This window comes from Streptomyces sp. BBFR51, assembly GCF_044591655.1.
Lineage (GTDB): Bacteria > Actinomycetota > Actinomycetes > Streptomycetales > Streptomycetaceae > Streptomyces.
The window spans coordinates 8,026,198-8,052,468 of record NZ_CP172448.1 but is presented as its reverse complement, the minus strand read 5'-3'; the positions used below and the strand labels follow the sequence as shown (position 1 = coordinate 8,052,468).

Here is a 26,271-nt window from a genome sequence, read left to right as displayed (position 1 = left end):
CCCGCCGAACGGAGCCCCCCGCCGCGCGAGTCCTCCCCCGTGCGCGCGCCTCCGGTGGCGTGCCGCACCCGGGCCGGTGACGCTGGTACCGCACCGGTGAGAAGGAGCCCCTCCATGCGCAAGTCGTCGTGGACCGTGATCGCGGCCCTGGCCGTGTCGGTCGTGTGCGGCCCCGTGGCTCAGGCCGCCGTGTCCCGCACCCCGCGCCTTCCGGGCGACGTGACGGCGACCGAGTGCCTCCAGGGCGGCGGAATGATCGTCATCGCGGCGGACGGGCGGGGCACGGGCTCCCTCACAGCGCGTTGCCAGGGTGGCACCCACGACGGGCAGACCATCACCTGAACCAACCGCCTCCGTTCCCCGCGCCCATGCCTTGAGTCCCGAACGCTGGGTACGCGGTCACGGCCCACCGCGGCAGTCGGTATTCGAACACGACCGGGCGTGTGCAGCGGCCCGCCCAGAACGGAGCAAGGCCGATGAGCGACGCCAACCCCCTCAAGCGAGCGGTCCGCAAGGTGACCGAGGGCCTGCACGGGGAGGCGGGCGGACCGCCGGACGGCATCCCCGGCCGGCCGGGTCCCGAGTCGCCCGCCGTCGCCGAGCCCACCGAGCCCAGGGAGCCGCTGCCCCCGAAGCCGGACCAGAGCGGCCCGGACACCGTGTCGCCGACCGGTCAGCCCACGGGCGCCGACCAGGCCCGGGTGGCGCAGTCCGGCAGCTACCTGACGAACGCTCAGGGCACGCGGCTGTACGACACCGACCACTCGCTGAAGGCCGGGCCGCGCGGGCCCGTGCTGCTGCAGGACCATCATCTGCGCGAGAAGGTCATGCACTTCGACCACGAGCGGATTCCGGAGCGTGTGGTGCACGCCCGGGGCGCGGGCGCGCACGGGGTGTTCCAGAGCTACGGAACGGCGGCCTCGGTGACCAAGGCCGGCTTCCTGGCCGCGGACGTGGAGACGCCGGTGTTCACCCGGTTCTCCACGGTGGTCGGCTCGCGCGGTTCGGCGGACACCGTGCGGGACACCCGCGGCTTCGCGACGAAGTTCTACACCAGCGAGGGCGTCTTCGACCTGGTCGGCAACAACATCCCGGTCTTCTTCATCCAGGACGCCATCAAGTTCCCGGACGTCGTGCACGCCGCGAAACCGCACCCCGACCGGGAGATCCCGCAGGCGCAGAGCGCGCACGACACCTTCTGGGACTTCGTCTCGCTGCACACCGAGGCGACCCACCACACCATCTTCTTCATGGGCGACCGCGGCATCCCGCGTTCCTACCGGATGATGGAGGGCTTCGGCGTCCACACCTTCCGGCTGGTGAACGCCGAGGGCGCCACGACGCTGGTGAAGTTCCACTGGAAGCCCAGGCTGGGCGTGCACTCGCTGGTGTGGGACGAGGCGCAGATGATCAACGGCATCGACCCGGACTTCCACCGCCGGGACCTCGCCGACGCCATCGAGGCGGGCGCGTACCCGCAGTGGGAACTGGGCATCCAGACCTTCCCCGACAACCCGGAACAGACCTTCGAGGGCATCGACCTGCTGGACCCGACCAACCTGGTGCCCGAGGAGCTGGCACCGGTGCAGCCGGTGGGGCTGCTGACCCTCGATCGCAACCCGTCCAACTTCTTCGCCGAGACCGAGCAGGTCGCCTTCCACGTGGGCCACCTCGTGCCGGGCATCGACGTCACCGACGATCCGCTGCTCGCGGGGCGGCTGTTCTCGTACCTGGACACGCAGATCACGCGCCTGGGCGGCCCCAACTTCCCGCAGCTGCCGATCAACCGGCCGCAGGCGCCGGTCAACGACATGCTGCGCGACGGCATGCACCAGAGCGCCGTGCACCGAGGCGTGGCGCCCTACCGTCCCAACTCCCTGGACGGTGGCTGCCCGTTCACCGCGGGCGCGGACACGGGCGCGTTCATCGAGGCGCCGGTGCGGGTGCCGGAGGCGACGAAGGTCCGCGAGGCCCCGGAGTCGTTCGCGGACCACTTCAGCCAGCCGCGCCGCTTCTGGCTGAGCATGAGCCCGGTGGAGCGCGAGCACATCGTCGGCGCCTACACCTTCGAGCTGGCCAAGTGCTACGAACAGGCCGTCAGGGAGCGGACGCTCCAGGTGCTGGCCAACATCGACCCGGAGCTGTGCGCGGGCGTCGCCGAGGGCCTCGGCCTGCCCGCACCGCAGCCCACCGTGCCGTTCGCCGACGTCGAGCCCAGTCCGGCGCTGTCCCAGGTCGGCGGCGTCTGGCCGCTCGACGGCCGGGTCGTCGGCATCGTGACCGGCGGGGCGGACCTGGAGGGCGTGACGGCCGTGCGGGAGGCGGTGCTGAACGCCGGGATGGTGCCGCTGGTCGTGGCGCCGACCGGCGGAACCCTGGGCTCCGGTGACGCCGCGCTGACCGTGCAGCGCAGCTATGTCACCGCACGGTCGGTCGAGTTCGACGCCGTACTGCTCGCGGGGACGCCCGACATGGGCGGCGACGCCTACACCCCGCGGGACTACAAGGCCGCTCCGGCGCCCGCGGGGCAGGGGGCGATCGACCCGCGGGTGAGCCTGCTGCTGTCGGAGGCGTTCCGGCACGGCAAGGCGATCGGCGTCTGGGCGGGCGGTGAGCCGGCGCTCGCGGCGTCGGGGGTGCCCGCCGACGCTCCCGGGGTGATCGTCGCCGACTCCGGCACCGCGGCCCTGGAGCAGGTCACGGAGCTGATGGGCTCGCACCGGGTGTGGGAACGCTTCACCACTCCCCGGGGCTGATCAGCACAGGACGCGCAGCGCTCCGGGCAGCACCCTGGCCGTGACGGGGAGGACGGCCTCGACCTCGCCGTCGGCGCCGTAGGGCACCGGCCGGTCGGCCTCGATGCGGATCTCCCGTCCGCGCAGGACGCGTACCTGGGGCCGGTGGATGTGGGCGCCCGTGGCGAGTTCGTTCATCAGGGCGAAGAACAGCAGCCGCGGCGCCTCGTGGATCATCACCACGTCCAGCAGTCCGTCGTCCACGCGGGCGGAGGGGGCGATGAGCCGGTTGGAGCCGTAGTAGCCGGAGTTGGCGGCCACCGCGGTGTAGCCGGTGAAGGTGTGCTCCTCGCCGTCGACGGTGACCCGGTAGCGGGTGGCCCGCCAGGCGGCCACGGCGCGCAGCGCGCCCGCGTAGTAGGAGGCGGTGCCGCGCAGCAGGCGGGCGTTGTTGGCGTGGTGGTTGGCGAGCGCGTCGACTCCGGCGTAGACGCTGCCGAGGACGACGGTGCGGTCGTGGACGGCGGAGGTGACCTCGACGGTGTCGACGGCGCGGGGTTCACCGTGCAGCAGTACCCGGGCCAGCGCGGCCGGTTCGGTGGGCAGCTTCAGCGCCCGGGCGAAGTCGTTGCCGCGCCCGGCCGGGACGAGTCCGAGCACGGTTCCGGTGCCGCTGAGGGCGCCGCCGATCCCGCCCGCCATGCCGTCGCCGCCGACGGCGAGCACCACCCGTCCGCGCTCCCCGGCCGCGCGGGCGAGTTCCCGGGCGTGCGCGAGGCTGCTGCTGTACTCGGTCTCGAGTCCGGCCCCCGCCTCCCGCAGCAGCCGGGCCACCCCGAGGAGCGCGGCGGCCGAGGTGGCGCCGCCCGCGGTGGGGTTGACGACGGCGGTGAACTGTCGCATCGATGTGCCTCCGGGCTGACGTGTGGTGCCGGACTGTTGTCTCACGGGGTGGGAGTGCGCTGCCTGGCGGGGTCAGTCCGCGGGCAGCAGGACGCCCGGGCTCAGCAGTCCGGCGGGGTCCAGGCTGCGCTTGACGGCGCGCAGCGCCTCGACGCCGAGGGCGCCCGCCTCCCGGACGTACCAGTCGCGGTGGTCGGTGCCCACCGCGTGGTGGTGGGTGATGGTGCCGCCGGCGGCGAGGATCGCCTCGTTGGCGGCGTGCTTGGCCCGGGTCCAGTGCGCCACGGCGTCCTCGCCCTGGGCGGAGACGGCCGTGAAGTACAGGGAGGCGCCGTTCTCGTAGACGTGCGAGATGTGGCACATGACCAGGGGCGGGGTGCCGGACTCGGTGAGGGTGCCGGTGAGCGCCTCGCGGACGGCGGCGTACAGGGCGGGCAGGCGGGACCAGTAGGCGGCCGTCTCCAGGGTCTCGGCGAGCGCGCCGGCGTCGAGCAGGGAGTCGCGCAGGTACGGCGCCGAGTAGCGGCCGTGGGCCCAGCGCTTCCCCGCGTCCTCGCCGGCGAAGGTGCCGCCGCTCTCGCGCAGGACGGCTGCGGCGCCCTCGCGGCGGTACGTGGTGTCCTCCTCGGTGCCCTCGAAGCCGACGACCGCGAGGCACCCGGCGTCCTGCTGTTCGAGGGAGGCGCCGATGGCGTCGGGCTGGGCCAGGCCGATCAGGGTCTCGGTCTCGTCGGACAGCCGGAGCACCGTGGGACGCGGGCCGTCCTGGGCGAGCCGGCGCAGGGCCGCGGTGCCCTGTTCGAAGGAGGCGAAGCGCCAGCCCTCGTAGCGGCGGACCCGGGGCACCGGCCGCACGCGCACGGTGACCGACGTGATGACGCCGAAGGCGCCCTCCGAGCCCAGGACGAGCTGGCGCAGGTCGGGCCCGGCCGCCGAGCGCGGGGCGCGGCCCGTGTCGAGGGTGCCCTCGGGGGTGGCGAGGGTGAGGCCGAGGACCATCTCGTCGAAGCGGCCGTAGCCGGCGGAGGCCTGTCCGCTGGAGCGGGTCGCGGCGAAGCCGCCGATGGTGGCCCACTCGTAGGACTGGGGGAAGTGGCCGAGGGTGTAGCCGTGCTCGGCGAGCAGCGCCTCGGCCTCGGGGGCGCGCAGGCCGGGCTGGAGGGTGGCGGTGCGGGAGACCTCGTCGAGGTCGAGCAGACGGTTGAGGCGCCGCAGGTCGAGGGCGGCGAAGGAGCCGCGGCGTTCCGGGGCGAGGCCGCCGACGACGGAGGTGCCGCCGCCGAAGGGGACGACGCTCAGCCCGTGCCCGGCACAGGCCGCCAGTACGGCGAGCACCTCGTCGTGGCTGTCCGGGAGGACGACGACGGCCGGGGTGTCGGTGACGTCGCCGGTCCGCATCCGCAGCAGGTCGGGGGTGGACTTGCCGCGGGTGTGCCGGACGCGGCTCTCCGGGTCCGTGCGCACGTCGTCCGCACGTTCGCCGACGGCTGCCTCCAGGGCGCGGCGGGCGGCCTCGTCCAGTGGCGACGCGGGGACGTCGATGTCCTCCAGCGGGAGCGGGGCGGCGTCGCGGGGTGTGACGCCGAGCAGTTCGCGCAGCAGTCCCGTCACCGTGTCGGGCAGCGGAGTCGCCCTGGCGGGGTCGCCCCAGCCGTTCCACAGCATGTCCATTGCCTGTCGTCCTCACGGTCGCTTCGGGCGATGCCGTCCGCACGGCCCCAGTGGCGTTACACTGTTACACATGACGCCCAATCGTCACAACCACTCGAGCCGGCCGAGCCCCTCGGACAACGACACGGTGCTGGACGCCGTACGCGACTGCGTGCTGGCGGTCGGGGTCCGCCGCACGACGATGACCGACGTCGCCCGCCGGGCCGGCGTCTCGCGGATGACCCTGTACCGACGCTGGCCGGACGTGCGGTCCCTGGTCGGCGACCTGATGACCCGGGAGTGGATCGCCGTGGCCACCGGCGCCATCCCCGAGCCCCGGGCGGACACGGGCACCCGGTCGCGCGTCGTCGAGGGCCTCGTGGCGGGGGTGGAGGCGTTCCGGGCCCACCCGCTCTTCCGCAAGATCGTCGATGTCGATCCCGAGCTGCTCCTGCCCTATGTGCTCGACCGGCGCGGGGCGAGCCAGGAGGCCCTGCTGGGGCTGCTGGCCGAGGCGCTCCAGGAGGGGCACGCCGACGGGTCGGTGCGCCGGGTGCACACCGGGCGGCAGGCACGGTCGGTGCTGCTGATCGTCCAGTCCTTCGCCCTGTCGCTGCGCACCATGACCGACGAGGACGACGCCGAGCTGACCCCCGCGGCCCTCCTCGCGGAGCTGCGCACCATCCTGGAGAGGACCCTCACGCCATGAGCCCCACCAGCCGCCCCGCCGCCGGGGCCTCCCTGTCCGCCGCCCGGCGCTCGCGCGAGCTGACCGACACCGTCGGCGGACCCGTCGTGGACGTCCTGGTCGTCGGGCTCGGCGCGACCGGCGCCGGCGTCGCGCTGGACGCCGCGGCCCGGGGCTTGAGCGTCGTCGCGGTGGACGCCCACGACCTGGCCTTCGGCACCTCCCGCTGGAGTTCCAAGCTCATCCACGGCGGCCTGCGCTACCTCGCCTCCGCGCAGCTCGACGTCGCACACGAGAGCGCGGTGGAGCGCGGGGTGCTGATGGAGCGCACGGCGCCCCACCTGGTGCGCGCCCAGCCGTTCGTACTGCCGCTGACCCCGCTGGTCTCCCGCGGCCAGGGTGCGCTGGCGTGGGCCGGTTTCCGGGCCGGCGACACCCTGCGCCTGGCGGCGCGCACCGCCCGGGCCACGCTGCCCGCGCCGCGCCGGCTGTCCGCGGTGGAGACCCGCCACCTCGCCCCGGCGCTGCGCTCCGACCGGCTGCGCGGCGGCCTGCTGTCCTGGGACGGCCGGCTCACCGACGACGCGCGTCTGGTGACCGCGCTGGCCCGGACCGCCGCGGCGCGCGGCGCCCGGATCCTGACCCGGGTCAGGGCGCTGGAACTGACCTCCTCGGGCGCCCGGGTACGCGACGAGCTGACCGGCGAGGAGGGCGTGATCCGGGCCCGCGCGGTGATCAACGCCTCCGGGGTGTGGGCCGGCGGTCTCGTGGACGGCATCCGGGTCCGCCCCTCCCGCGGCACCCACCTCGTCCTGCGCTCCGAGCGCCTCGGTCCGCTCCCCGCGGGCCTGCACGTACCGGTCCCCGGCGAGACCAACCGCTTCGTCCTCGTCCTGCCCCAGGGCGACGGCCGTGTCTACGTCGGGCTGACCGACGAACCCGTGGACGGGGACATCCCGGACGTTCCCGAGGTGCCGGAGACCGACGTGGGCTTCCTGCTCGACGTGCTGGGCTCCGTCCTGGAGGTGCCCGTCCACCGCGAGGACGTGGTGGGGACCTTCGCGGGTCTGCGTCCCCTCCTGGACACCACGTCCGCCGGCCGGCCCGGCGGCGGGCCCCGCACCGCGGACGTCTCGCGCCGGCACGCCGTGCTCACCTCGTCCCAGGGCGTGATCACCGTGGTCGGCGGCAAGCTCACCACGTACCGGCGCATGGCCGAGGACGCCGTGGACGCCGCCGTCGCCGCCCGCGGCCTGGCCGCGGGCCCGTCCCCCACCGCCGCGCTGCCCCTGGTCGGCGCCGCCGCCCCGCACACCCTGGCCGAGGTGCGGGCGCCGCGCCGCCTGGTGCGGCACTACGGCACCGAGGCACCGGACGTCCAGGCCCTCGCCGCCCGGGACCCCCGGCTCGCCGAACGCGTCCTGCCGGGCCACCCCGTCACCGGGGCCGAACTCCTGTGGGCACTGCGCCACGAGGGCGCCCTCGACGAGACCGACCTGCTCGACCGACGCACCCGCATCGGCCTGGTCCCCGAGGACCGGGCGACAGCCCTGGACGCCGTACGCGACCTCATCGGCGCGGTCACGGCCGACCGGGGCTGAGACCGACGGAGGCCGGGGCGGGACCGAGACTGGGGCGGGACCGAGGCCGGGGCAGGGCTGAACCCGGCTGGGACTGAACCTCGGCGGGGCTGCACCCCGGCCGTGGTTGAAACCGGCTCGGGTTGAAAGGCACCCGCAGGCTGACCCCATCCGGGGCGAAGACGGCTGGGGCCAAAGCGGCCCGGGTCAAAGCAGCCGGAGTAAAAGCGGCGGGGCAGCGGCCCGGCCGAGAGGCGGCGCAGGCCGGCCCGGTCGATCCGGCCCGGGAGCCGGGACACATGCCCCCGGCCCGCAGCCGAGGTGAAACGGCCAGGGGCAGCAGGCCGACCGGGCGAGTCAGCCCCGCCGACAGACGGCGCCGGCCGGCGGGGGCAGCAGCCGCACCGAGAGGCGGCGCAGGCCGGCGGCCGGCCCGGTCGATCCGGCCCGGGAGCCGGGACGCATGCCCCCGGCCCGCAGCCGAGGTGAAACGGCCAGGGGCAGCAGGCCGGCCGGGCGGAGTCAGCCCCGCTGGCAGGCGGGGCCGGCCCCGGGCCGAAGTGTGGTCCGGACCCGGTCAGGTGCCTCGCCCGTCGTCCTGGACGGCCTTGCGGACCTTCGCCTCGATCTTGTGCCGGGACTGGCCTCCCTCCTTGACGTACTCCGACATCGCGGTCCGCGCGTCCCGGTCCAGGTCGCGCCAGGCCCGTACGGCGGTCTCGTACGTGTTCGACTGCCGCGGGGTCCACTGATGCTGCGTGGGAGGCCCGTACGAGTCGCGCAGTTGCTCGACCCTGTGCTGTGCCAGGTCCGCCGCGCGACGCTTGTGCACGAGCTCCTCGAATGTGTGAGCCACCACACCATCGACCGTAGTCAGAGGAGCGCCGTCGCGCGCGTCGAGCCCGCCGCCGCGGGTCCGGTCGGCCGGGTCCGCACAAGTGGTCCACGTGGACCGCGAAGAGCCTTAACATCAAGCCACCGACGACGGCCGGGCACATGCGAGAAGCGAGGGCAACGTGGTGGACATCGAGGGAGCGGCAGTACCGGAGCGGCTGCTGATCACCCGTACCACCACGGGCGACGGCGTCAGCATCGTGATACTCGCCGGAGAGGTCGATCTCGACGGCAGCAGTCAGCTCCGCGACGTCCTGCTGTCGTCGGTGCGGTCCGCGCCGGGCACGGTGGTCGACTTCGGGGAGGTGGGCTTCCTCGACTCCAGCGGCATCAACGTGCTCATCTCGGCGCACCGGGCCGCCGAGTCCCGCGGCGTCTGGTTCCGGATCGCCGCGGCGCGCGACGCGGTCGAGCGGGTGCTGCGGCTGGTGGGTGTCGACGCGCTCATTGACTGCCACCCGAGCGTTGAGCAGGCTCTGACCGCCTGAGGGAGGTCAGCGCAGCGGCAGGCGCGCGTACACCGTCTTGCCCGTCGCGTGCGGCCTGGTGATGACCTCGTCGCACAGCCGCGTCACGATCTCCAGGCCGTGCCGGCCGACCCGCAGGGGATCGCGGGGCAGGAACGTCGGAAAGCCGTCCCCCGTGTCCGAGACCGCGATCTCCACCTGGTCGTCCACCAGCGTCAGCTCCAGCCGGCAGGGGCCGGGCGCGTGCCGCAGCGCGTTGGTCACCAGTTCGCTCGCGACCAGGCGGGCGGCGTCCAGGAAGGTGTCCGCCGGGTCCGCGCCCCGCTCGGCGAGTCGCGCGACGAAGCCGTGCACGACGTCCCTGGAGGCCGGGATCATCGCCGATCCGCCCCTGAACTCCACCACCGCGGACACGACGGAGGCATCCGCGGTATCGGGTCCGTGCGCCGGAGTCATACAGAGCCTCACCGTCCGGTCCGGGGCCGAGTGGGGGGAAGCGAAGGTCCCCGGCTCTCACGATACGCACCGGGGTCCTTCGCACGATCCCTTTGCCCCAACTTCCGCCGGACGCGCCCTTTTCCGGACGGCCAGATGTACGGACCGGTCAGGAAGCGGTGCAGGTTCCGACCGAGGGCGCGGCGTCGCTGCCGTTCTTCGCCACGGTGAACCCGAAACTGGTCGACGCGCCGGCCGCCAGGGTGCCGTTCCAACTCGGCCGCACCGTCATGACGTTGCCGCTCCAGGCGGGTGTTCCGTTCCAGAGGGACGAGACGGACTGCTGCGCGGGCAGGGTGACCGTCGCGGTCCAGGAGCCGATGGGCTCGCTGCCCGCGGTGATGGTGACCTGGCCGTTGTAGCCGCTGCTCCAGTCCGCGGTCCTGGTGTACGTGGCGGTGCAGCTCGCACCGTCACCCGGGTCTCCCGGGTCCCCGGGGTCGCCCGGATCGCCCGGGTCCGCGGAGCCGCCGAGGGCGGACAGGACGGCGTCGTAGGCCGGCTTCTCGTTGTAGTTGCCGTCGAACAGCAGCGGGGTGCCGCTGCTGCGCCAGGAGTACTTGTCGGTGACGCCCCAGACGGTGATGCCGGCGCAGCGGTCCACCGCGAGGCAGGCCTCGACGACCTTGGTGTAGTTGGCCGCCTGGGCCGAGCCGGAGCCCTCGATGTCGAGTTCCGTGATCTGCACGTCGACGCCGAGGTCGGCGAAGCGCTGGAGGTTCTGCCGGTAGTCGGACGGGACCGGGGAGGCGCTGTTGAAGTGGGACTGGAAGCCGACGCAGTCGATGGGTACGCCGCGGGACTTGAAGTCCTTGACCATGTTGTAGACGGCGTTGCTCTTCGCGTTGACGCCGTCGGTGTTGTAGTCGTTGTAGCAGAGCTTGGCGGCCGGGTCGGCGGCGCGGGCGGCGCGGAACGCCTCCTCGATGAAGCCGTCGCCCAGCTTGTCCTGGAAGGGCGAGCTGCGCCGGGCGCCGCTCCCGCCGTCCTGGAACGCCTCGTTGACTACGTCCCAGCTGTGGATCTCTCCCTTGTAGTGGCCCATCAGGCCGTTGATGTGGCTGTTCATGGCGGTGCGAAGGTCCGAGGCGCCCAGGGAGCCCACCCAGGAGGGCAGTTGGGAGTGCCAGACGAGGGTGTGGCCGCGCACGTCCATGCCCTGGCTCTGCGCGTGGTTCACGACCTGGTCGGCGGCGCCGAAGGTGAAGTTGCCGCGGCTGGGCTCGGTGGCGTCCCACTTCATCTCGTTCTCGGGCGTCGCCGAGGTGAACTCGCGGTCCAGCGTGGAGACGTAGTCCGCCTCGCCCAGGTGGCTCGCCGCGACGGCGGTTCCGAAGTAGCGGCCCTGGCCGGCCGCCGCGGACCCGAGTGTGTCGGCGGCTTCGGCGGAGTGGGCGGCGGCCGTCAGCGCGGCCGCGGCCACGAGAGCGGCGGTGGCCGCTCTCGACAGGCGTCTCACAGTCATGCTCATGTCATCCCGTCCTTGAATCGGTGTGCGGAGGCCGTTCGGATGGGCGGAAATCGCCGAACGCCGCCGAGGACCGTCGGGGAACGCCGAGAGCGCCGGGAGTGCCGGGAGCGCCGGGGACCGACGAGCAACACCGAGGATTCGTCGAAAGTTTCGGGTCGATTTCCGAATGCCGGGAGGAGATTACGGACTCCCGTCCACGAGGTCAACGCCCGGCACGCTCACCCGTGCGGCCCGACCACGTGCGCGACCCGGGTGTGGTGGCGCATTCTTGCTGTGTCGCCCGCGCGGCGGCGCACGGACGAGGTGGGGCCGATGAGTACAGGCGCCGAGAACGCCGGGGACACCGCCCGGATGCCGGAACGCCTGACGGCGCCGCTGATCGACGCGGCCACCCGGGCGATCGGCGCCGCCGGTGGCCGGGTGGGCGGCGTGTACCTGCGGTCCCCGACCCCCGGCCTGCTGCGGCTGGCCGTCCTCGCCGGACTGCCGGGTCCGCTGTTCCGCCCCTGGTGGCGCCTGCACACCGACAGCCCGTTCCCGGTCGCCGACGCCTATCGGCTGGGCGTGCGCGTGGTGCTGCCCAACGCCGCGGAGACCATGCGCCGTTACCCGCAGTTCGCGGCGGGCCTGCCCTTCCCCTTCGGGTCCCTGTACGTGCCCGTCGCCGGGTCGAGCGGGACGTACGGCGTCCTGACCGTCCTGTGTCCCCCCGCCTCCGACGCCGCCGAGATGCTGGAGGGCGCGGACCGGATGGCGGGGTCGGCGCAGGACCTGGGCGCGGCCCTTGAACGGCTGGCCGCCGACCGCGGCGCGCCACCCGTCACCTGGGAGGGCGAGCCGCTGTGTGTGCGGCCGCCCGCCTCGGGACGGCGCCCGCAGCGCGCCGGAAGTTTCGGCTGGGATCCGGCCACCGGTGCCGTCACCCTCGACGGGCCGCTGTGCGCCCTGCTCGGCATCGCTGCCGACGTCGCCGGAGCCGCCGCCGCGCTCGAGACGCTCACCGGCGTCCTGGCTCCCGACGACGGACACCGGTTTGCCGCGGCGCTGCGCGACACGGCCGCCGGCCGGCCGCCGCAGCTCCCCCTGTACGTGCGTGCCGCGGACGGTTCGCTGCGCCTGGTGGAGCTGTGGCGGCCGCGGTCCGCACCGCCCGTCGGCGGCCCGGTGCGCGGTGTCGTCCGCGACCCCTTCGCCGCCACCGTGGCGGACGCCGCCGCCGACCTGCTGCCGGAGGGCGTCTTCTGCGTGGACCGGCTCGGCACGATCGTCTACGCGAACCCGCGCGCCGCCCAGCTGCTGGGCCGGCCGCGAGCGGCACTGCTCGGCCGCTCTTTGTGGGAGGCCGTGCCGTGGCTGGACCAGGCCGCCTACGAGGACCATCTCCGCGGCGCGCTGCTCTCCCCCGAGCCGGTCCGCTTCCACGTCCGGCGACCGCCCGACGACAGCCGCCGGACGGCACCGCGGCCCTTCGAGGGGGACTGGCTCGCCGTTCACGTGTATCCCGGGCCCGACTTCCTGACGGCCACGCTCCGCCCGGCCAACCGGGTGGCCGACGCCTCCGCCGGCCCGGCCCCCGGGCACGACGTGCCCCGGGCGGCGCCCGAGGCGGACGACCCCGCCCCGCCGATCGCCTCGACGGCGCCGAAGTACCGCCCCATCGTCCTGGCCGTGGCCCTGACGGAGGCCGTCACCGCCCGGCAGGTGTCCGCCGTGGTCGTACGGGAACTGCTGTCGGCGTTCGGCGGCCGTCGGCTCGCCATCTACCTGCTCCAGGACCGCCACCTGCATCTGGCCTGGGAGACGGGCTTCCCGCCCGGCTTCCTCGCGCCCTTCGAAGGAGTGCCCCTGGATGCCCGGCTGCCCGGGGTCGAGACGCTGACCAGCGGCCGGCCGCTCTTCTTCGACTCGATGCGGGCACTGGCCGCCGCGTACCCGGGCATCCCGCTGGACGCCACGGAGGGCGCCCGCGCGTTCCTGCCGCTGATCGCCTCCGGACGCCCGGTCGGCTCCTGCATTCTCGGCTTCGAACGTTCCCGGGGCTTCAGCACCGAGGAGCGCACGGTGCTCACCGCCCTGGCCGGACTGATCGCGCACGCCATGGAGAAGGCCCGGCGCTACGAGTCCGAGACCGCGCTCGCCCGCGGGCTCCAGGAGGTGCTGCTGCCCCGGCGGCTGCCCGCGCACCCGCTGCTGGAGACCGCGGGCCGCTACCTGCCCGGAACCCAGGGCATGGACGTGGGCGGCGACTGGTACGACGTGGTGGCCTCCGGGGACGGCATGGCCCTGGTCATCGGGGATGTGCAGGGGCACGGTGTGCAGGCCGCGGCCACCATGGGGCAACTGCGCAGCGCCGTGCGCGCCTTCGCCCTCGGCGACCGCCCGCCCGACGAGGTGATGAGCGGCGTCAACCACCTGCTGGCCGATCTGGACCCGGGCCTGTTCGCGAGCTGCTGCTACATCCGGCTCGACCCGGCCACCGGACGGGCCCGCGCCGCCCGTGCGGGGCACCCGCCACCGCTGCTGCGCCACCCGGACGGACGCACCGAGACACTCGACCTGCCCGGCGGGATGGTCCTCGGCGTGGACCCGGGCGCGCCCTACCCGCTGACCGAGTTCCGGGTCGAGCCCGGTGCCGTCCTCGCCCTCTACACGGACGGTCTCGTGGAGCGGCCAGGCACCGACATCGACGACGGCATCACCGCCCTGCGTCTCGCGCTGGCCAGGGCCGGCGCGCCCGCCGCGCGGCCGGGGAGCCGTTCGCTGGCGGGCGTCGCCGACCGGATCGTCGTGACCGCCCGCCACACCACGGACCGGCTTGACGACATCGCCCTGCTGCTCGCCACCCGCCGCGCACGCCCCGGCAGCCCCCGGTGAGGCCGCCTCGGGGCCCGGGTCCGGCGGGCCGCTCCGTCCCGGGGGGTGCCCCTCGCCTCCTGGAGCCCGGCAGTGTAGACATGGGCACATGGTCCGACTGATGGGTCGATCGGGAGAGCGGTCACCCCGTCGTCCCGGCGGCCCGCACGCCCGACACCGGGAGGACGCGGACCGGTCACGGCGGGGAGTGGACGCGGGGCGGCATGCCTCGGCGCTGCGCTCGGCGCTGTCCGGACGCAGCGTGGCCGGCCAGGTCTTCGTCATGAACGTGGTCATCGTGCTGCTGCTCGTGGTGGCCGCGGCGGTCGCACTGGTGCTCCAAGTACGGCACGACAGCACGGTGGAGGCCCGCAACCGGTCCCTCTCCGTGGCCGAGACGTTCGCCAACTCCCCCGGCATCCGCGAGGCGCTGCGCAGTCCCGATCCCACGGCGGTGCTCCAGCCCCGGGCCGAGGCGGTGCGCAAGGCCACGGGCGTGGACTTCGTGGTGGTCACCAACACCGAGGGCATCCGCTACACCCACCCCAAGCCGGACCGCATCGGCAAGAAGTTCGTCGGGAACATCGCCCCGGCGCTGGCCGGGAAGACGGTGACCGAGGAGATCGAGGGGACCATCGGCCCGCTGGTCCAGGCCGTCGTGCCCGTCGAGGCTCCCGACGGCACGGTCGTGGGGCTGGTCTCGGCCGGCATCACCACGGAGAACGTGGGCGGTGTCGCCGACCGGCAGCTGCCGCTGGTGCTGAGCGCGGCGGCCGTCGGGCTGGCCCTGGCGACGGGGGGCACGGCGCTCGTGAGCCGCCGGCTGCTGCGGCAGACGCACGGCCTGGGACCGCACGAGATGACCCGGATGTACGAACACCACGACGCGGTCCTGCACAGCGTCCGCGAGGGCGTGCTCATCGTCGGCGGGGAGGGCAGGCTGCTGCTCTCCAACGACGAGGCGCGGCGCCTGCTCGACCTGCCCGCCGACGCCGAGGGCCGGCACGTCCTCGACCTCGGGCTGCCGGCCGACACGGCGGAGCTGCTGGCCTCCGGACAGGCCGCCACCGACGAGGTGCACCTCGTCAAGGACCGGTTGCTGGCGGTCAACCAGCGGCCCACGGACGTGCGGGGCGGTCCGGCGGGCACCGTCGCCACGCTCCGGGACTCCACGGAGCTGCGGGCCCTGTCCGGCCGCGCCGAGACCGCCCGGGAACGCCTGGACATCCTGTACGCCGCCGGTGTGGGCATCGGGACCAGCCTGGACGTCACCCGCACCGCCGAGGAACTGGGCGAACTGGCCGTGCCCCGGTTCGCGGACTACGTCAGCGTGGACCTGTTCGACACCGTGCTGGCCGGCGGCCAGCCGAGCGGTGTGACGCCGCTGTGCCGCACCGCGCTCAGCGGTATCCGCGAGGAGGTCCCGCTGTACCCGGTGGGCCGGCAGATCCGCTACGTGGACTCCTCGCCGCAGGGCCGCGCCCTGCACGCCGGCCGGCCCGTCCTGGAGCCCCGCCTCGGTGAGGCGCCGGGCTGGCAGGCACAGGACTTCGAACGCTCGGCGCAGGTGGTGGAGTACGGCGTCCACTCGCTGATCACCGTCCCGCTGCGCGCGGGCACCCTGGTGCTCGGGGTGGTGAGCTTCTGGCGTTCCGAGAAGCCCGAGCCGTTCGACGAGGACGAGCTGGCCCTCGCCGAGGAACTGGTCGCGCGGGCAGCGGTCTCCATCGACAACGCGCGCCGCTACACACGCGAGCACAGCATGGCGGTGACGCTCCAGCGCAGCCTGCTGCCCCGCAGGATGCCCGATCAGAACGCCCTGGACGTCGCCTACCGTTACCTGCCCGCGCAGGCCGGGGTCGGCGGGGACTGGTTCGACGTACTGCCGCTGTCCGGGGCCAGGGTCGCGCTCGTGGTCGGCGACGTCGTCGGACACGGGCTGCACGCCGCGGCGACCATGGGGCGGCTGCGCACGGCGGTGCACAACTTCACCGCCCTCGACCTGACGCCCGACGAACTGCTCGGGCTGCTGGACGAGCTGGTCGGCCGGATCGACCAGGACGAGACGGCCGACGACAGCACCGCCCCGGTCACCGGCGCGACCTGTCTCTACGCGATCTACGACCCGGTCTCCAGCACCTGTGTGATCGCCCGGGCGGGCCATCCGCCGCCCGCCCTGATCCGGCCCGACGGCACCGTCGACTTCCCCGAGGTGCCCGCGGGTCCCCCGCTGGGCCTGGGCGGCCTCCCGTTCGAGACGACGGAGCTGCGGCTGGCGGAGGGCAGCCGCCTCGTGCTGTACACCGACGGGCTGGTCGAGGACCGGGAACACGACATCGACGTCGGTCTGGAACAGCTGCGCCAGGCGCTGGAGACGGCCGGCGAGACACCCGAGGAGACCTGCCGGACCGTCCTGGACGCCCGGCTCCCGGACCGGCCGGGCGACGACATCGCCCTGCTGGTCGCCCGCACCCGGGCGCTCGGCCCGGACCAGGTCGCCGAGTGGCAGGTCCCCAACGATCCGGCGGCGGTCGCCGAGGTGCGTTCCCAAGTGACCCGGCGGCTGGCCGAGTGGGGTCTTGACGAGCTGGCGTTCACCACGGAGCTGATCCTGAGCGAGCTGGTCACCAACGCGATCCGGTACGGGGGCGAGACCGTCCACGTCCGGGTGCTGCGTGATCGCAGCCTGATCTGCGAGGTGTTCGACAGCAGCAGCACCTCGCCCCATCTGCGCTACGCGGCGATGACGGACGAGGGCGGGCGCGGACTCTTCCTCGTCGCGCAGCTCGCCGAGCGCTGGGGCACCCGCTACACGCCGGCCGGCAAGGTCATCTGGGCGGAGCAGCCGGTGCCCTGACGGAGGCGGGGGCGTCCTCGGTCCGTACCAATTTCGTGCCGCACGGGTGTCCGGGACGCCGATTGTCTGGTAGGAAACTTTCCTATCAGTGCCCGGCACTCCCATCCCCCCACGACACCTGGAGATTCCGTGAGGCACCCGTTCCCCGACCCGGCGCGCCCCGCAGGCACCTCGCGCCGTACCGTGCTCGCCATGGCATGCGCGTCCCTGGTGACAGTCCCCCTCCTCACCCCCTCGCGGGCCGCGGCGACACCCGCGCGCGCGACGGGGCTCGACGACCCGGCGAAGAAGGAGATCGCCATGCAGCTGGTGTCGAGCGCGGAGAACTCCTCGCTCGACTGGAAGGCGCAGTACCAGTACATCGAGGACATAGGTGACGGTCGCGGCTACACCGCGGGCATCATCGGCTTCTGCTCCGGCACCGGCGACATGCTCGACCTGGTGGAGCTCTACAGCGACCGCAGCCCCGGCAACGTGCTCGCCCGCTATCTGCCGGCGCTGCGCCAGGTCGACGGCACCGACTCGCACGAGGGCCTCGATCCCGGCTTCCCGGACGACTGGCGCCGGGCCGCGGGCGACCCGGAGTTCCGCCGGGCGCAGGACGACGAGCGCGACCGCGTCTACTTCGACCCGGCCGTACGGCGGGGCAAGGAGGACGGGCTGCGGACGCTGGGGCAGTTCGCGTACTACGACGCGATCGTCATGCACGGCGACGGCGGCGACCCCGCGAGCTTCGGCAGCATCCGGGAGCGGGCCCTCGGCAATGCCAGGCCCCCGGCCGAGGGCGGCGACGAGGTGGCCTACCTGCACGCGTTCCTCGACGCGCGGGTGTGGGCCATGAAGCAGGAGGAGGCGCACAGCGACACCAGCCGGGTCGACACCGCGCAGCGCGTCTTCCTGAACGAGGGCAACCTGGACCTCGACCCGCCGCTGGACTGGCACGTGTACGGGGACAGCTACCACATCGGCTGACCCCGGGCCCCGGGCCCCGGCGGGACCAGCTGCCCGCACCCGGGGCCGCCGGGCACGACGCGGGCCGCGGAACCGGCCGTATGCCGGGTTCCGCGGCCCGTGTGCCGCCGGACTCGTACCGGTGTCAGTGCCGGAACGCGTCCTTGCCCTTCTCCTTGGCCTGCCGGACGTCGCCCTTGGACTGCTCGGCGCGACCCTCGGCCGTCATCCTCTCGTTGCCGACGGCGCGGCCGACCGCTTCCTTGGCCTTCCCCTTGGCCTGTTCCATCTTGGACTTGGACTTCTGATTGCCGGCCACAGTGGCTCACCTCTCGGCGTTCGCTTGCGATGTCCTGCCCTGCGGGTCGCCCGCCGCGGCGCGCCCAAACCCCCGCACGGCCGGCGGGGTGTTCGGCACACCTCGGGGTACGAGCACGGACAAGGCAGGTCCGTCGTCGACTCGGAGGAACGTCATGGCCGGAGTACTGGACCGGATCAAGCGGTTCGCGCGCAGCCCGCAGGGCCGCAGGGCGACCGAGCAGGTGCGCCGGGCGGCCTCGGACCCGCGTCGCCGCGCGCAGGCGCAGGAGATGCTGCGGAAGTTCGGCAAGCGCCGCTGAGCGCGGGCGGACAGAGGCCGCGCAGGGTGGCGAGCCACGCCGGTCAGTGCTGACCGGCGTGGGTGTGGCTGTGGGACACCTCCGGCGAGCAGGGCCGGTCGCCGTCGCGGTCCCGGCGCCAGTCGCGGACCGCGACGGTGAGCGCGCACAGCATGGCGGCCACGCCGGTGCCCACCGACACGGCCACGGCCTCGTGGTAGTCGTCGTGGGTGGCGCCGAGCGTCAGGTAGAACAGCCCCGGCAGCGCCGCGGTGCCCACCGCGCCGCCCAGCCGCTGCCCCGTCTGCAGGGCACCCCCGGCGGCGCCCGCCATCCGCACCGGGACGTCACGGAGCGTCATCGTGATGTTCGGGGAGATCACACAGCCGCTGCCGAGCCCGCCGAGCAGCAGGGCCGGAGCCGCGATCCAGGCGGCCGGGCCGGAGGGCGCGAGCCAGAGCACCAGCGCGGTCGTGCCCAGACCCACCATGACGGCGACCAGTCCCCAGACCGTCAGCAGCCGCCCCAGCCGTTCCACCAGCCGGCCCGCCACGGCCGCGGCGACGGCCGAGCCCGCGGCGAACGGGGTCACCGCCAGGCCGGACATGAGGGGTGAGTAGCCCAGCCCGTTCTGGAAGAAGAGCGCGAACACCAGCCACACCCCGCTGAATCCGACGAAGTACAGGGCGGCCAGGCCCGCGCCGGTGGCGTAGCCACGGGTCTCGGTGAGCAGTCCCGGTTCGAGGAGCGGCTGCCCGCCCCGCCGGGCGACGCGGCGCTCCCACCACGCGAAGCCGAACAGCACGAGCAGTCCCGTCGGGAACAGCCACCACACCCTGGTCAGGCCACCGCTCTCGGCGAGCACCAGCGGCGTCATCAGGGTCAGGATCCCGACGCCCAGGAGCACCACCCCCACCGGATCCAGCCGCCCGCGGCCGCCGGGCGCCACCCGGGGCAGCAGGCGGAAGCCGAGCAGGAGCGCGAGCACGCCGACCGGCACGTTGACGTAGAAGATCCACCGCCAGCCCGCGGGGCCGGCCAGCGCCAGGATGAGACCGCCGACGACCGGGCCCACGGCGCTGGAGACCCCCACGGTGGCGCCGAAGAGCCCGAAGGCGCGCCCGCGTTCCGCGCCCCGGAACAGCTGCTGGATCAGTGCCGAGTTCTGCGGTGCGAGGCTGCCCGCGGCGACGCCCTGGGCGAGCCGGGCGGCCACCAGCAGCTCGATGCCGGGCGCGGCCCCCGCGGCGGCGCTGAAGAGCACGAAGGCGGCCAGGGCGAGGAGGAAGACGCGGCGCCTGCCGAACGCGTCACCGATCCGGCCCGCGGTCACCAGGGTCAGGGCGAACGCGAGCGCGTAGCCGGAGACGACCCACTGCACGGAAGCCGGTGAGGCGTGCAGTCCCCGCTGCATGGACGGCAGGGCCACGGCGACGATGGTCACATCCAGCAGGGTCATGAAACCGGCGACCAGGGTCACCCACAGGGCCCGCCACCGGTTCGGATCCGGGCTGTCGTCGGGGCGCTGCACGCGGACTCCCCTCGTGAGGCGGCACGGGACGCGTCACCGCGCCCCACGCCTGCGTCACCCGTGACCGGGGCTTCAAACCCGGGCCCACCCGTGCCCCAAACCTGAACCATGGGATCCCATAAGACGTCCTTATGACCTCATAGACCGGACCCGCGTACCGACTTAGGCTTGCCTTAGCTTAGGCTTCCCCCAGAGTCGATCTGTTGCCGCTCGAAGGGAACCTGAACATGCCCCGCCCTCTGCGGGTAGCCATCGTCGGATCCGGCCCGGCCGGGATCTACGCCGCCGACGCCCTGCTCAAGTCCGAGGTGGCCGCCGGCCCCGGTGTGTCCATCGACATCTTCGAGCGCATGCCCGCCCCGTTCGGACTCATCCGGTACGGCGTCGCGCCCGACCACCCGCGGATCAAGGGCATCATCTCGGCCCTGCACCAGGTACTCGACAAGCCGCAGATCCGTCTCTTCGGCAACGTGAACTACCCGACCGACGTCAGCCTGGACGATCTGCGCGCCTTCTACGACGGTGTGATCTTCGCCACCGGCGCCACGGCGGACCGGGCCATGTCCGTGCCCGGCATCGACCTGGACGGCTCCTACGGCGCGGCCGACTTCGTGTCCTGGTACGACGGCCACCCCGACGTGCCGCGCACCTGGCCCCTGGAGGCGGAGAAGGTCGCGGTCCTCGGCGTCGGCAACGTGGCCCTCGACGTGGCCCGCGTCCTGGCCAAGACGGCGGACGAGCTGCTGCCCACCGAGATACCGCCGAACGTCCACGAGGGCCTGAAGGCCAACAAGGCGCTGGAGGTCCACGTCTTCGGCCGCCGCGGCCCGGCGCAGGCGAAGTTCAGCCCGATGGAGCTGCGGGAGCTGGACCACTCCCCCAACATCGAGGTCATCGTCGACCCCGAGGACATCGACTACGACGAGGGCTCGATCGCGACGCGGCGCGGCAACAAGCAGGCCGACATGGTCGCCAAGACCCTGGAGAACTGGGCGATCCGCGACGTCGGCGACCGGCCGCACAAGCTGTTCCTGCACTTCTTCGAGTCGCCCTCGGAGATCCTCGGCGAGGACGGCAAGGTCGTCGGCCTGCGCACCGAGCGCACCGAGCTGGACGGCACCGGCAACGTCAAGGGCACCGGCGAGTTCAAGGACTGGGACGTCCAGGCGGTCTACCGGGCCGTCGGCTACCTGTCCGACCAGCTCCCCAAGCTGCCCTGGGACCTCGACTCGGGAACGGTCCCGGACACGGGCGGCCGGGTCGTCCAGGAGTCCGGCGAGCACCTTCAGTCGACGTACGTCACGGGCTGGATCCGGCGCGGCCCGGTCGGTCTGATCGGCCACACCAAGGGCGACGCCAACGAGACGGTGTCCCATCTGCTGGACGACTACGCGAACGGCCGTCTCCAGACGCCCGCCTCGCCCGCTCCGGAGGCCGTGGACGCCTTCCTCGCCGAGCGCGACGTCCGCTTCACCACCTGGGACGGCTGGTACCGCCTCGACGCCGCGGAGAAGGCGCTGGGCGAGCCGCAGGGGCGCGAGCGCGTGAAGTTCGTCGAGCGCGAGGACATGCTCCGCGAGAGCGGCGCCTGAACCGCGGCTGCCGGCACCGGCGGCCTCCTGGCGGGGCCCCGGCGCCGGTCGGCCGGTGACGGACTTCAGCCCAGCTCGTACTCGAACCAGATCCGGTGCGTGCCGTCGGCGTCCGAGGTGAGGCCGCCGGAGCCCGAGATGCCGGCCAGGTCCCCGGTTCCACTGGCCGGTACGACGGTGAAGAACTCCGCCGTGTTGTCGCTGCCGGTGGTCGTCGCCGAGTGCACGAAGTTGAACGCGCCGTCCCGCCCGTCCAAGGTGCCCTCGAAGGACTCCATGGCCAGATAGGTGCCGACGCCTGTCTCCTGGTCGTAGGCGGCGGTGAACACGGTCGCCGAGCGGCCGGCGACCGCCCCCTCGAACCGTTTCTCCATCGTCGCCACTCCCACCGGGAGCCCGGTGGTCACGGGCGCCCCCGGCGTCACGTCCGCCGGGGTGAAGTCTTTCACTGTGAACGTTCCGGTCGCTTTCATGGGGCGACCGTATCGCCCACCACCGACACCCCGGGTCGCGACGACCGGGTCCGGCGGGGAGGTGCCCCGCCGGACCCGCGAGTGGCGAACGCGCGGTCGGGGTCAGACCTCCAGTTCGTTCTCGATCCGGCGCAGTTGGTGGCGGGCCATCGCCAGGTTGGCGCGGCTCGCGTCGAGCACCAGGTAGAGGAACAGCCCGTTGCCGCCGCGGCCCTTGAGCAGGCGGATCATGTGGTACTGGGTGTTCAGGGTGATCAGGATGTCCTCGATCTCCTCCTTCAGACCGAGGTGCTCCATCGTGCGCAGCTTGGAGCGCACGACGTCGGTGTTGCCGGCGGCGGCGACCTCCAGGTTGAAGTCCTTGCCGCCGCCGAGGGTGCCGAGGGCCATCCCGCTGGTGTAGTCGACCAGCGCGGCGGCGGTCGCTCCGTCGATGGAGCTGAGGCATTCCTTGAGCGAGGTCTCCAGGTTGGCCATGGTGGTTTCCTTTCCGGACGTGATCGGTACGCGATCGGTTGGTCAGATCGGCCGGCGGTGGCCGCCGGCCTGGGGAGTGGGCTGGTGTGCGGGCCGCTGCGGGGTGCGCACCGGCAGGGTGCCGATACGGCGTTCCGTGTCCGACTCGAGCGTGGCGAGGGGTTCGGCGGCCGGGGGACGGCCGCGGTCCTGCCCGACGTGGGTGGCGACCAGCTCTCCGATCCGCGCACCGCTGCGCCGGCCCTCCAGGTGCAGCCGGCCCACGTTGACCCGGCCGTCGGCGAGCAGGGTGAGCACGGCGGCCGGACCGGCGGCGTACGTGGCGACGTAGCCGTCGGCCCCGCGCAGCAGCAGTTCGCGGAATCCGCCGCGCGCGGTGGCTTCGGCCATGCGGTGCGCCACGCCGAGGGCGGCCGCGGTGAGCGCGGCGAGGCCCTCCGGTTCGGTGCCCGGCGCGTCGTGGGCCAGGACCAGCCCGTCCACGGTGGCCGCGAGGGACCCGGTCAGCTGGGGCACGCGGTTGCGCATGCGGTGCAGTTCGTCCAGGACGTCGCTCTCGACGGCCATGAGCAGTCTCCTTTCGTCACGCCGGCGGCGCGCGCGGGTCACAGGGCCTCCAGGGCGTCTCGGAGCCGTCGCAGCAGGGTCGTGTCGGGGTCGTCCCACACGACCGCGCTCGGGTCCGGGCCCGGGTGCGGGGGCGGGACCGCGGGTGGTGCGGCCCGGACGAGGCCGTCGGCGGCCAGGCGGCGCAGTTCGACGAGGGTGTGGTAGGTGCGGCAGGCGAGCGCCGAGGCGATCTCCGCGGCGGTGCGGACGCCGTCGACCTGCGTCAGGGTCCGGCCGCGCCGCACGGGCAGCTCGGCGGTGTCGGTGCCCGGCACCCGGGTGAGGGGGACGGTGTCGATGGCGGGGTCCGGCCAGATGCGGTCCAGCAGCGCCCGCCGCCGTCCGGACTCGCGGACGACCACGTCGACCGCCACCGAGCGGACCGCGCCGAGCCAGTGCACCGCACCGGGCCTGAAGCGCTGCGCGCGTGCGTCGTGGGCGAGGACGAAGTAGGCGGCGTCGAACAGCGCGCCCAGGTGGCAGACCTCCAGCGCCCCGGCGGTGAGCCGGCCGCTGTCCACGAGCCGGTGGCCGACCCGGTGCTGTGTCCCGCCCCGGTCGACCGCGTCCCACCAGCCGTCGGGCGGGACGGCGCCGCTGCGGATGAGCAGCGCGCCGAGGTCGGGGGTGAAGGCCGACTCCACGTGCACGACGCGGCCCGCCGAGAGGTAGACGATGCCCCGCTCGCCCGACAGGGCACCGGTCGCCCCCTCGGTCGCGAGCGCGCCGAGGGCGGCGGACGTCGTCTCGTGCGTGGTCCAGGTGGTCGTCACCCGGGTCATCCGAGCACCAGGCGGTCGGCCATCTCGGCCAGCCGGATGCGGGCCAGGGCGAGGTTTCCGTCGTGGCGGTCCAGCCACAGGTGGAGGAAGACGGTGCTGTCGAACGGGGTGCTGACGAACCTGAGCAGGTGGTAGGCGTCGGCGGTGGTGGCGATCATGTCCTCGACCGGCGGTTCCTTGCCCGGGTCGGCAGCGCCGCCGGCCGCCAGGGAGCCGCTCTCCGCGACGTGCCTGCCCAGCTCCGCCGTCTCCGCCGCCGTCGCCTCCCAGTCGCCGCCCGGCGCCTCGCCGACGGCGCCCAGCGCGAGCCCGCTGATCCAGTCGACCAGCGACGCGCCCCGAGCGCCGGGCAGTCGCATGGCTTCCAGCAGACTCTCGTCGATTCCGGGCACGCCGGATCCCCTCCCCTGCACGGCAGTACCGCGAACGTGACGACGACACTACGGAAAGTGCACGCATCCGGTGAGCGCTTTGGCATTTTCCAGAGGAACGTGCCCGCGCTGCGGCATACTGCGGTATTTTGACCGTGCCGGGACCCGTCGTCACCCGCCCGCAGGGGCGGGCATGCGCATGCAGAGACGGGCAACCCGCTGTGCATGGCCCGACCGCATCTTCCCCACCGCGGGAAGCACACGAAGGACGATCCGGCGGACGAGACGGTGCCCGAGGACTACGGCCCGGACGCCTCCACCGAACAGGACGCCCCCGACTCCCCCACCGAACTGCCCAAACGCTCGTGGTCCGCGCTGCTGCGGCGCGTGGTCGCCGAGTTCAAGGACGACGAGCTGACCGACCGCGCGGCCGCCCTGACCTACTACGGGATCCTGTCGCTGTTCCCGGCCATGCTGGTGCTGGTCTCGCTGCTCGGCATCGCCGGGGAGTCCGCCACCCGGGAGGTCCTGGACAACGTACAGAAACTCGCGCCCGGTTCGGCGCGGGACGTGATCACGAACGCCATTGAGCAACTGCAGGCCAAGGCGGGCCTCGGCTCCGTGCTGGCGGTGGTCGGTCTGGTGGGTGCCGTCTGGTCGGCGTCCGGCTACGTGGCCGCGTTCATCCGCTCGGCGAACGCCGTCTACGACGTGCCCGAGGGGCGCCCGATGTGGAAGGTGCTGCCGCTGCGGGTGGCCCTGACCGTGGTGCTGCTCGTGCTCGCGGTGGTCAGCGCGCTCATCGTCGTGTTCACCGGCAGCCTGGCCCAGCAGGCGGGCACGGCGCTCGGGGTCGGCGACACCGCGCTCACGGTGTGGTCGATCGCCAAGTGGCCGGTGCTGGTCGTGCTCGTCACCTTCATGATCGCGATCCTGTACTGGGCCACCCCGAACGCCCGGGTCAAGGGCTTCAAGTGGGTCTCACCGGGCAGCGTGGTGGCGCTGCTGATCTGGCTGCTCGCCTCCGCCGGGTTCGCGTTCTACGTGGCCAACTTCGGCTCGTACAACAAGACGTACGGCACCCTGGCCGGTGTCATCGTCTTCCTGGTGTGGCTGTGGGTCACGAACCTGGCCATTCTGCTCGGCCTGGAGTTCGACGCCGAGCTGGCCCGGCAGCGGGTCATCGACGGCGGCCACGCGCCCGACGACGAGCCGTACGTCGAGCCGCGCGACACCCGGGCCTGGGACGAGAAGGACCGGCGCCGCGCGGCCGCGGACGAGTGAGGCGGTGGAGCGGTGGGGCCGGGAGCGCTACGGGAGGATGGAGTCGACGTACCCGCCGTCGACGCGGACGGCCGCGCCGGTGGTGGCGGAGGCCTGGGGCGAGCTGAGGTACACCACGAGGTTGGCGATCTCCTCCGGCTCGATCAGCCGCTGGAGCAGGGACTGCGGGCGGTGCTCGCGCATGAAGGCGCGCTGTGCCTCGTCCCAGGGCAGGTCGCGGTCGACCAGTTGGTACACGAAGTCCTCGACGCCCTCGGTGTGCGTGGGTCCCGCGATGACGCAGTTCACCGTGACGCCGCTGCCCGCCGCCTCCTTGGCGAAGCCGCGGCCGACGCCGAGCAGGGCCGTCTTGGAGACCCCGTAATGGATCATCTCGGCCGGGATCACGACGGCCGAGTCACTCGCGATGTACAGCACCCGTCCCCAGCCGCGTTCCCTCATCCGGGGGAGATGGGCGCGCGTCAGCCTGACACCCGCCAGGACGTTGATCTCGAAGTAGCGGCGCCACTCGTCGTCGCTGATCTCCAGCGCGGGCACGGCGCCGAAGACGCCGAGGTTGTTCACGAGGATGTCGACGTCGGGCAGCGTCCGAAGGGCACGTTCCGCGCCCTCCTCGGTGCCGAGGTCGGCCGCGACCGGCACGAACACGCCGTCCGGCACCTCGGCGCGCAGTTTCGCGACGCTCTCCTCCAGGCGGCCGGCGTCGCGCCCGTTGACGCCCACGGTGGCGCCGGCCCGGGCCAGCCCCGCGGCGATCGCCGCCCCGATGCCCTGCGAGGAGCCCGTCACCAGTGCGGTGCGTCCGCCGAGGTCGAGGTTCATCAGGTCACTCCTTCTCGTGCCGTACGGTCGGTCGGGTTGCTCCTGCCCACCCTCGCCCACGGCGCACCCGGGAACGCGTCGGCCGCACCGCGCACCCCGCCGCGGCACGCCCGGTCGGCGGACCCCCCGGATGCTCTCCGCTGACCTGCGGCGACGATACTTGCCTACGTCCTTGCCCCTGCTGCCC

The 26,271-nt window shown here is 73.5% G+C and carries 24 protein-coding genes; 11 read left to right on the top strand and 13 right to left on the bottom strand.

From position 1 onward, the window contains the following. The first annotated feature begins 114 nt into the window (after nt 1–114). Nucleotides 115–342 carry a hypothetical protein gene (locus ACGH7X_RS36560; protein WP_399894037.1) on the top strand — a complete coding sequence of 76 codons (228 nt, stop codon included), beginning with the start codon at nt 115–117 and terminating at the stop codon, nt 340–342. A 134-nt stretch (nt 343–476) separates the two neighbouring features. Next, nucleotides 477–2,756: a catalase CatB gene (catB, locus tag ACGH7X_RS36555; RefSeq protein ID WP_399894034.1), complete on the top strand. Its 2,280-nt coding sequence runs from the start codon at nt 477–479 to the stop codon at nt 2,754–2,756. Here the strand turns inward: catB and ACGH7X_RS36550 are convergent, their stop codons facing one another. Continuing rightward, a complete protein-coding gene (locus ACGH7X_RS36550) occupies nt 2,757–3,638 on the bottom strand; it encodes a YegS/Rv2252/BmrU family lipid kinase (protein ID WP_399894032.1) in 882 nt (293 codons plus the stop codon). It lies immediately after the preceding gene. Between the two features lie 72 nt (nt 3,639–3,710). Further along, nucleotides 3,711–5,309 (bottom strand): FAD-binding oxidoreductase, encoded by a 1,599-nt coding sequence (locus tag ACGH7X_RS36545; protein WP_399894029.1) that lies wholly within the window; start codon nt 5,307–5,309, stop codon nt 3,711–3,713. A 70-nt stretch (nt 5,310–5,379) separates the two neighbouring features. On the opposite strand from ACGH7X_RS36545, the gene ACGH7X_RS36540 reads away from it, so the two are divergent. Both ACGH7X_RS36540 and ACGH7X_RS36535 read left to right on the top strand, forming a co-directional pair. Continuing rightward, complete coding sequence (locus tag ACGH7X_RS36540) at nt 5,380–5,997, top strand: TetR/AcrR family transcriptional regulator (RefSeq protein ID WP_399894027.1); 618 nt, start codon at nt 5,380–5,382, stop codon at nt 5,995–5,997. Then, entirely contained in the window at nt 5,994–7,577 is a 1,584-nt protein-coding gene (locus ACGH7X_RS36535) for a glycerol-3-phosphate dehydrogenase/oxidase (RefSeq protein WP_399894024.1), read from the top strand. The genes ACGH7X_RS36540 and ACGH7X_RS36535 overlap by 4 nt, the downstream gene beginning before the upstream one ends. 556 nt (nt 7,578–8,133) lie before the next feature. Here ACGH7X_RS36535 and ACGH7X_RS36530 read toward each other — a convergent pair. Further along, nucleotides 8,134–8,412 (bottom strand): hypothetical protein, encoded by a 279-nt coding sequence (locus ACGH7X_RS36530; RefSeq protein WP_399897590.1) that lies wholly within the window; start codon nt 8,410–8,412, stop codon nt 8,134–8,136. A gap of 160 nt (nt 8,413–8,572) precedes the next feature. Here ACGH7X_RS36530 and ACGH7X_RS36525 point away from each other — a divergent pair, with 160 nt between their 5' ends. Next, nucleotides 8,573–8,938 carry an STAS domain-containing protein gene (locus ACGH7X_RS36525; protein ID WP_399894021.1) on the top strand — a complete coding sequence of 122 codons (366 nt, stop codon included), beginning with the start codon at nt 8,573–8,575 and terminating at the stop codon, nt 8,936–8,938. A gap of 6 nt (nt 8,939–8,944) precedes the next feature. On the opposite strand, the gene ACGH7X_RS36520 is transcribed toward ACGH7X_RS36525, so the two are convergent. Together ACGH7X_RS36520 and ACGH7X_RS36515 are read right to left on the bottom strand one after the other, a co-directional pair. Beyond that, a complete protein-coding gene (locus tag ACGH7X_RS36520) occupies nt 8,945–9,331 on the bottom strand; it encodes an ATP-binding protein (protein ID WP_399894018.1) in 387 nt (128 codons plus the stop codon). A 190-nt stretch (nt 9,332–9,521) separates the two neighbouring features. Then, a complete protein-coding gene (locus ACGH7X_RS36515) occupies nt 9,522–10,883 on the bottom strand; it encodes an endo-1,4-beta-xylanase (RefSeq protein WP_399894015.1) in 1,362 nt (453 codons plus the stop codon). Nucleotides 10,884–11,195: 312 nt separating this feature from the next. On the opposite strand from ACGH7X_RS36515, the gene ACGH7X_RS36510 reads away from it, so the two are divergent. The 3 genes from ACGH7X_RS36510 to ACGH7X_RS36500 all read left to right on the top strand — a co-directional run bounded on the left by ACGH7X_RS36510 (nt 11,196) and on the right by ACGH7X_RS36500 (nt 17,565). Next, a complete protein-coding gene (locus ACGH7X_RS36510; RefSeq protein ID WP_399894012.1) occupies nt 11,196–13,757 on the top strand; it encodes a SpoIIE family protein phosphatase in 2,562 nt (853 codons plus the stop codon). 100 nt (nt 13,758–13,857) lie between these two features. Continuing rightward, on the top strand, nt 13,858–16,593 hold the full coding sequence (locus ACGH7X_RS36505) for a SpoIIE family protein phosphatase (RefSeq protein ID WP_399894009.1): 2,736 nt from the start codon (nt 13,858–13,860) through the stop codon (nt 16,591–16,593). Nucleotides 16,594–16,722: 129 nt separating this feature from the next. Further along, entirely contained in the window at nt 16,723–17,565 is an 843-nt protein-coding gene (locus tag ACGH7X_RS36500; protein ID WP_399894006.1) for a chitosanase, read from the top strand. 124 nt (nt 17,566–17,689) lie between these two features. Here ACGH7X_RS36500 and ACGH7X_RS36495 read toward each other — a convergent pair whose 3' ends face one another. After that, a complete protein-coding gene (locus ACGH7X_RS36495; RefSeq protein WP_399894004.1) occupies nt 17,690–17,863 on the bottom strand; it encodes a CsbD family protein in 174 nt (57 codons plus the stop codon). A 154-nt stretch (nt 17,864–18,017) separates the two neighbouring features. On the opposite strand from ACGH7X_RS36495, the gene ACGH7X_RS36490 reads away from it, so the two are divergent. Then, a complete protein-coding gene (locus ACGH7X_RS36490) occupies nt 18,018–18,164 on the top strand; it encodes a hypothetical protein (protein WP_279561145.1) in 147 nt (48 codons plus the stop codon). A 43-nt stretch (nt 18,165–18,207) separates the two neighbouring features. Here ACGH7X_RS36490 and ACGH7X_RS36485 read toward each other — a convergent pair whose 3' ends face one another. Next, nucleotides 18,208–19,674: an MFS transporter gene (locus ACGH7X_RS36485; RefSeq protein WP_399894001.1), complete on the bottom strand. Its 1,467-nt coding sequence runs from the start codon at nt 19,672–19,674 to the stop codon at nt 18,208–18,210. Nucleotides 19,675–19,901: 227 nt separating this feature from the next. Here ACGH7X_RS36485 and ACGH7X_RS36480 point away from each other — a divergent pair, with 227 nt between their 5' ends. Further along, on the top strand, nt 19,902–21,266 hold the full coding sequence (locus ACGH7X_RS36480) for an FAD-dependent oxidoreductase (protein WP_399893998.1): 1,365 nt from the start codon (nt 19,902–19,904) through the stop codon (nt 21,264–21,266). 65 nt (nt 21,267–21,331) lie between these two features. Here ACGH7X_RS36480 and ACGH7X_RS36475 read toward each other — a convergent pair whose 3' ends face one another. The 5 genes from ACGH7X_RS36475 to ACGH7X_RS36455 form a co-directional block, all read right to left on the bottom strand. After that, nucleotides 21,332–21,739, bottom strand: coding sequence for a DUF3224 domain-containing protein (locus ACGH7X_RS36475; RefSeq protein ID WP_399893997.1), 408 nt, complete (start codon nt 21,737–21,739; stop codon nt 21,332–21,334). Between the two features lie 102 nt (nt 21,740–21,841). Further along, nucleotides 21,842–22,216 (bottom strand): hypothetical protein, encoded by a 375-nt coding sequence (locus ACGH7X_RS36470; protein WP_351401801.1) that lies wholly within the window; start codon nt 22,214–22,216, stop codon nt 21,842–21,844. A gap of 42 nt (nt 22,217–22,258) precedes the next feature. Further along, nucleotides 22,259–22,783 carry a roadblock/LC7 domain-containing protein gene (locus ACGH7X_RS36465; protein WP_399893994.1) on the bottom strand — a complete coding sequence of 175 codons (525 nt, stop codon included), beginning with the start codon at nt 22,781–22,783 and terminating at the stop codon, nt 22,259–22,261. Between the two features lie 38 nt (nt 22,784–22,821). Further along, complete coding sequence (locus ACGH7X_RS36460) at nt 22,822–23,607, bottom strand: hypothetical protein (protein WP_399893991.1); 786 nt, start codon at nt 23,605–23,607, stop codon at nt 22,822–22,824. Continuing rightward, nucleotides 23,604–23,999: a hypothetical protein gene (locus ACGH7X_RS36455; protein ID WP_399893988.1), complete on the bottom strand. Its 396-nt coding sequence runs from the start codon at nt 23,997–23,999 to the stop codon at nt 23,604–23,606. Before ACGH7X_RS36455 ends, ACGH7X_RS36460 begins: the two co-directional genes overlap by 4 nt. A 204-nt stretch (nt 24,000–24,203) precedes the next feature. Here ACGH7X_RS36455 and ACGH7X_RS36450 point away from each other — a divergent pair, with 204 nt between their 5' ends. Further along, nucleotides 24,204–25,262, top strand: a complete 1,059-nt coding sequence (locus ACGH7X_RS36450; RefSeq protein WP_399893985.1) for a YihY/virulence factor BrkB family protein — start codon at nt 24,204–24,206, stop codon at nt 25,260–25,262. A 27-nt stretch (nt 25,263–25,289) separates the two neighbouring features. Here the strand turns inward: ACGH7X_RS36450 and ACGH7X_RS36445 are convergent, their stop codons facing one another. Continuing rightward, complete coding sequence (locus tag ACGH7X_RS36445; protein ID WP_399893982.1) at nt 25,290–26,084, bottom strand: SDR family NAD(P)-dependent oxidoreductase; 795 nt, start codon at nt 26,082–26,084, stop codon at nt 25,290–25,292. Nucleotides 26,085–26,271: the final 187 nt, after the last annotated feature.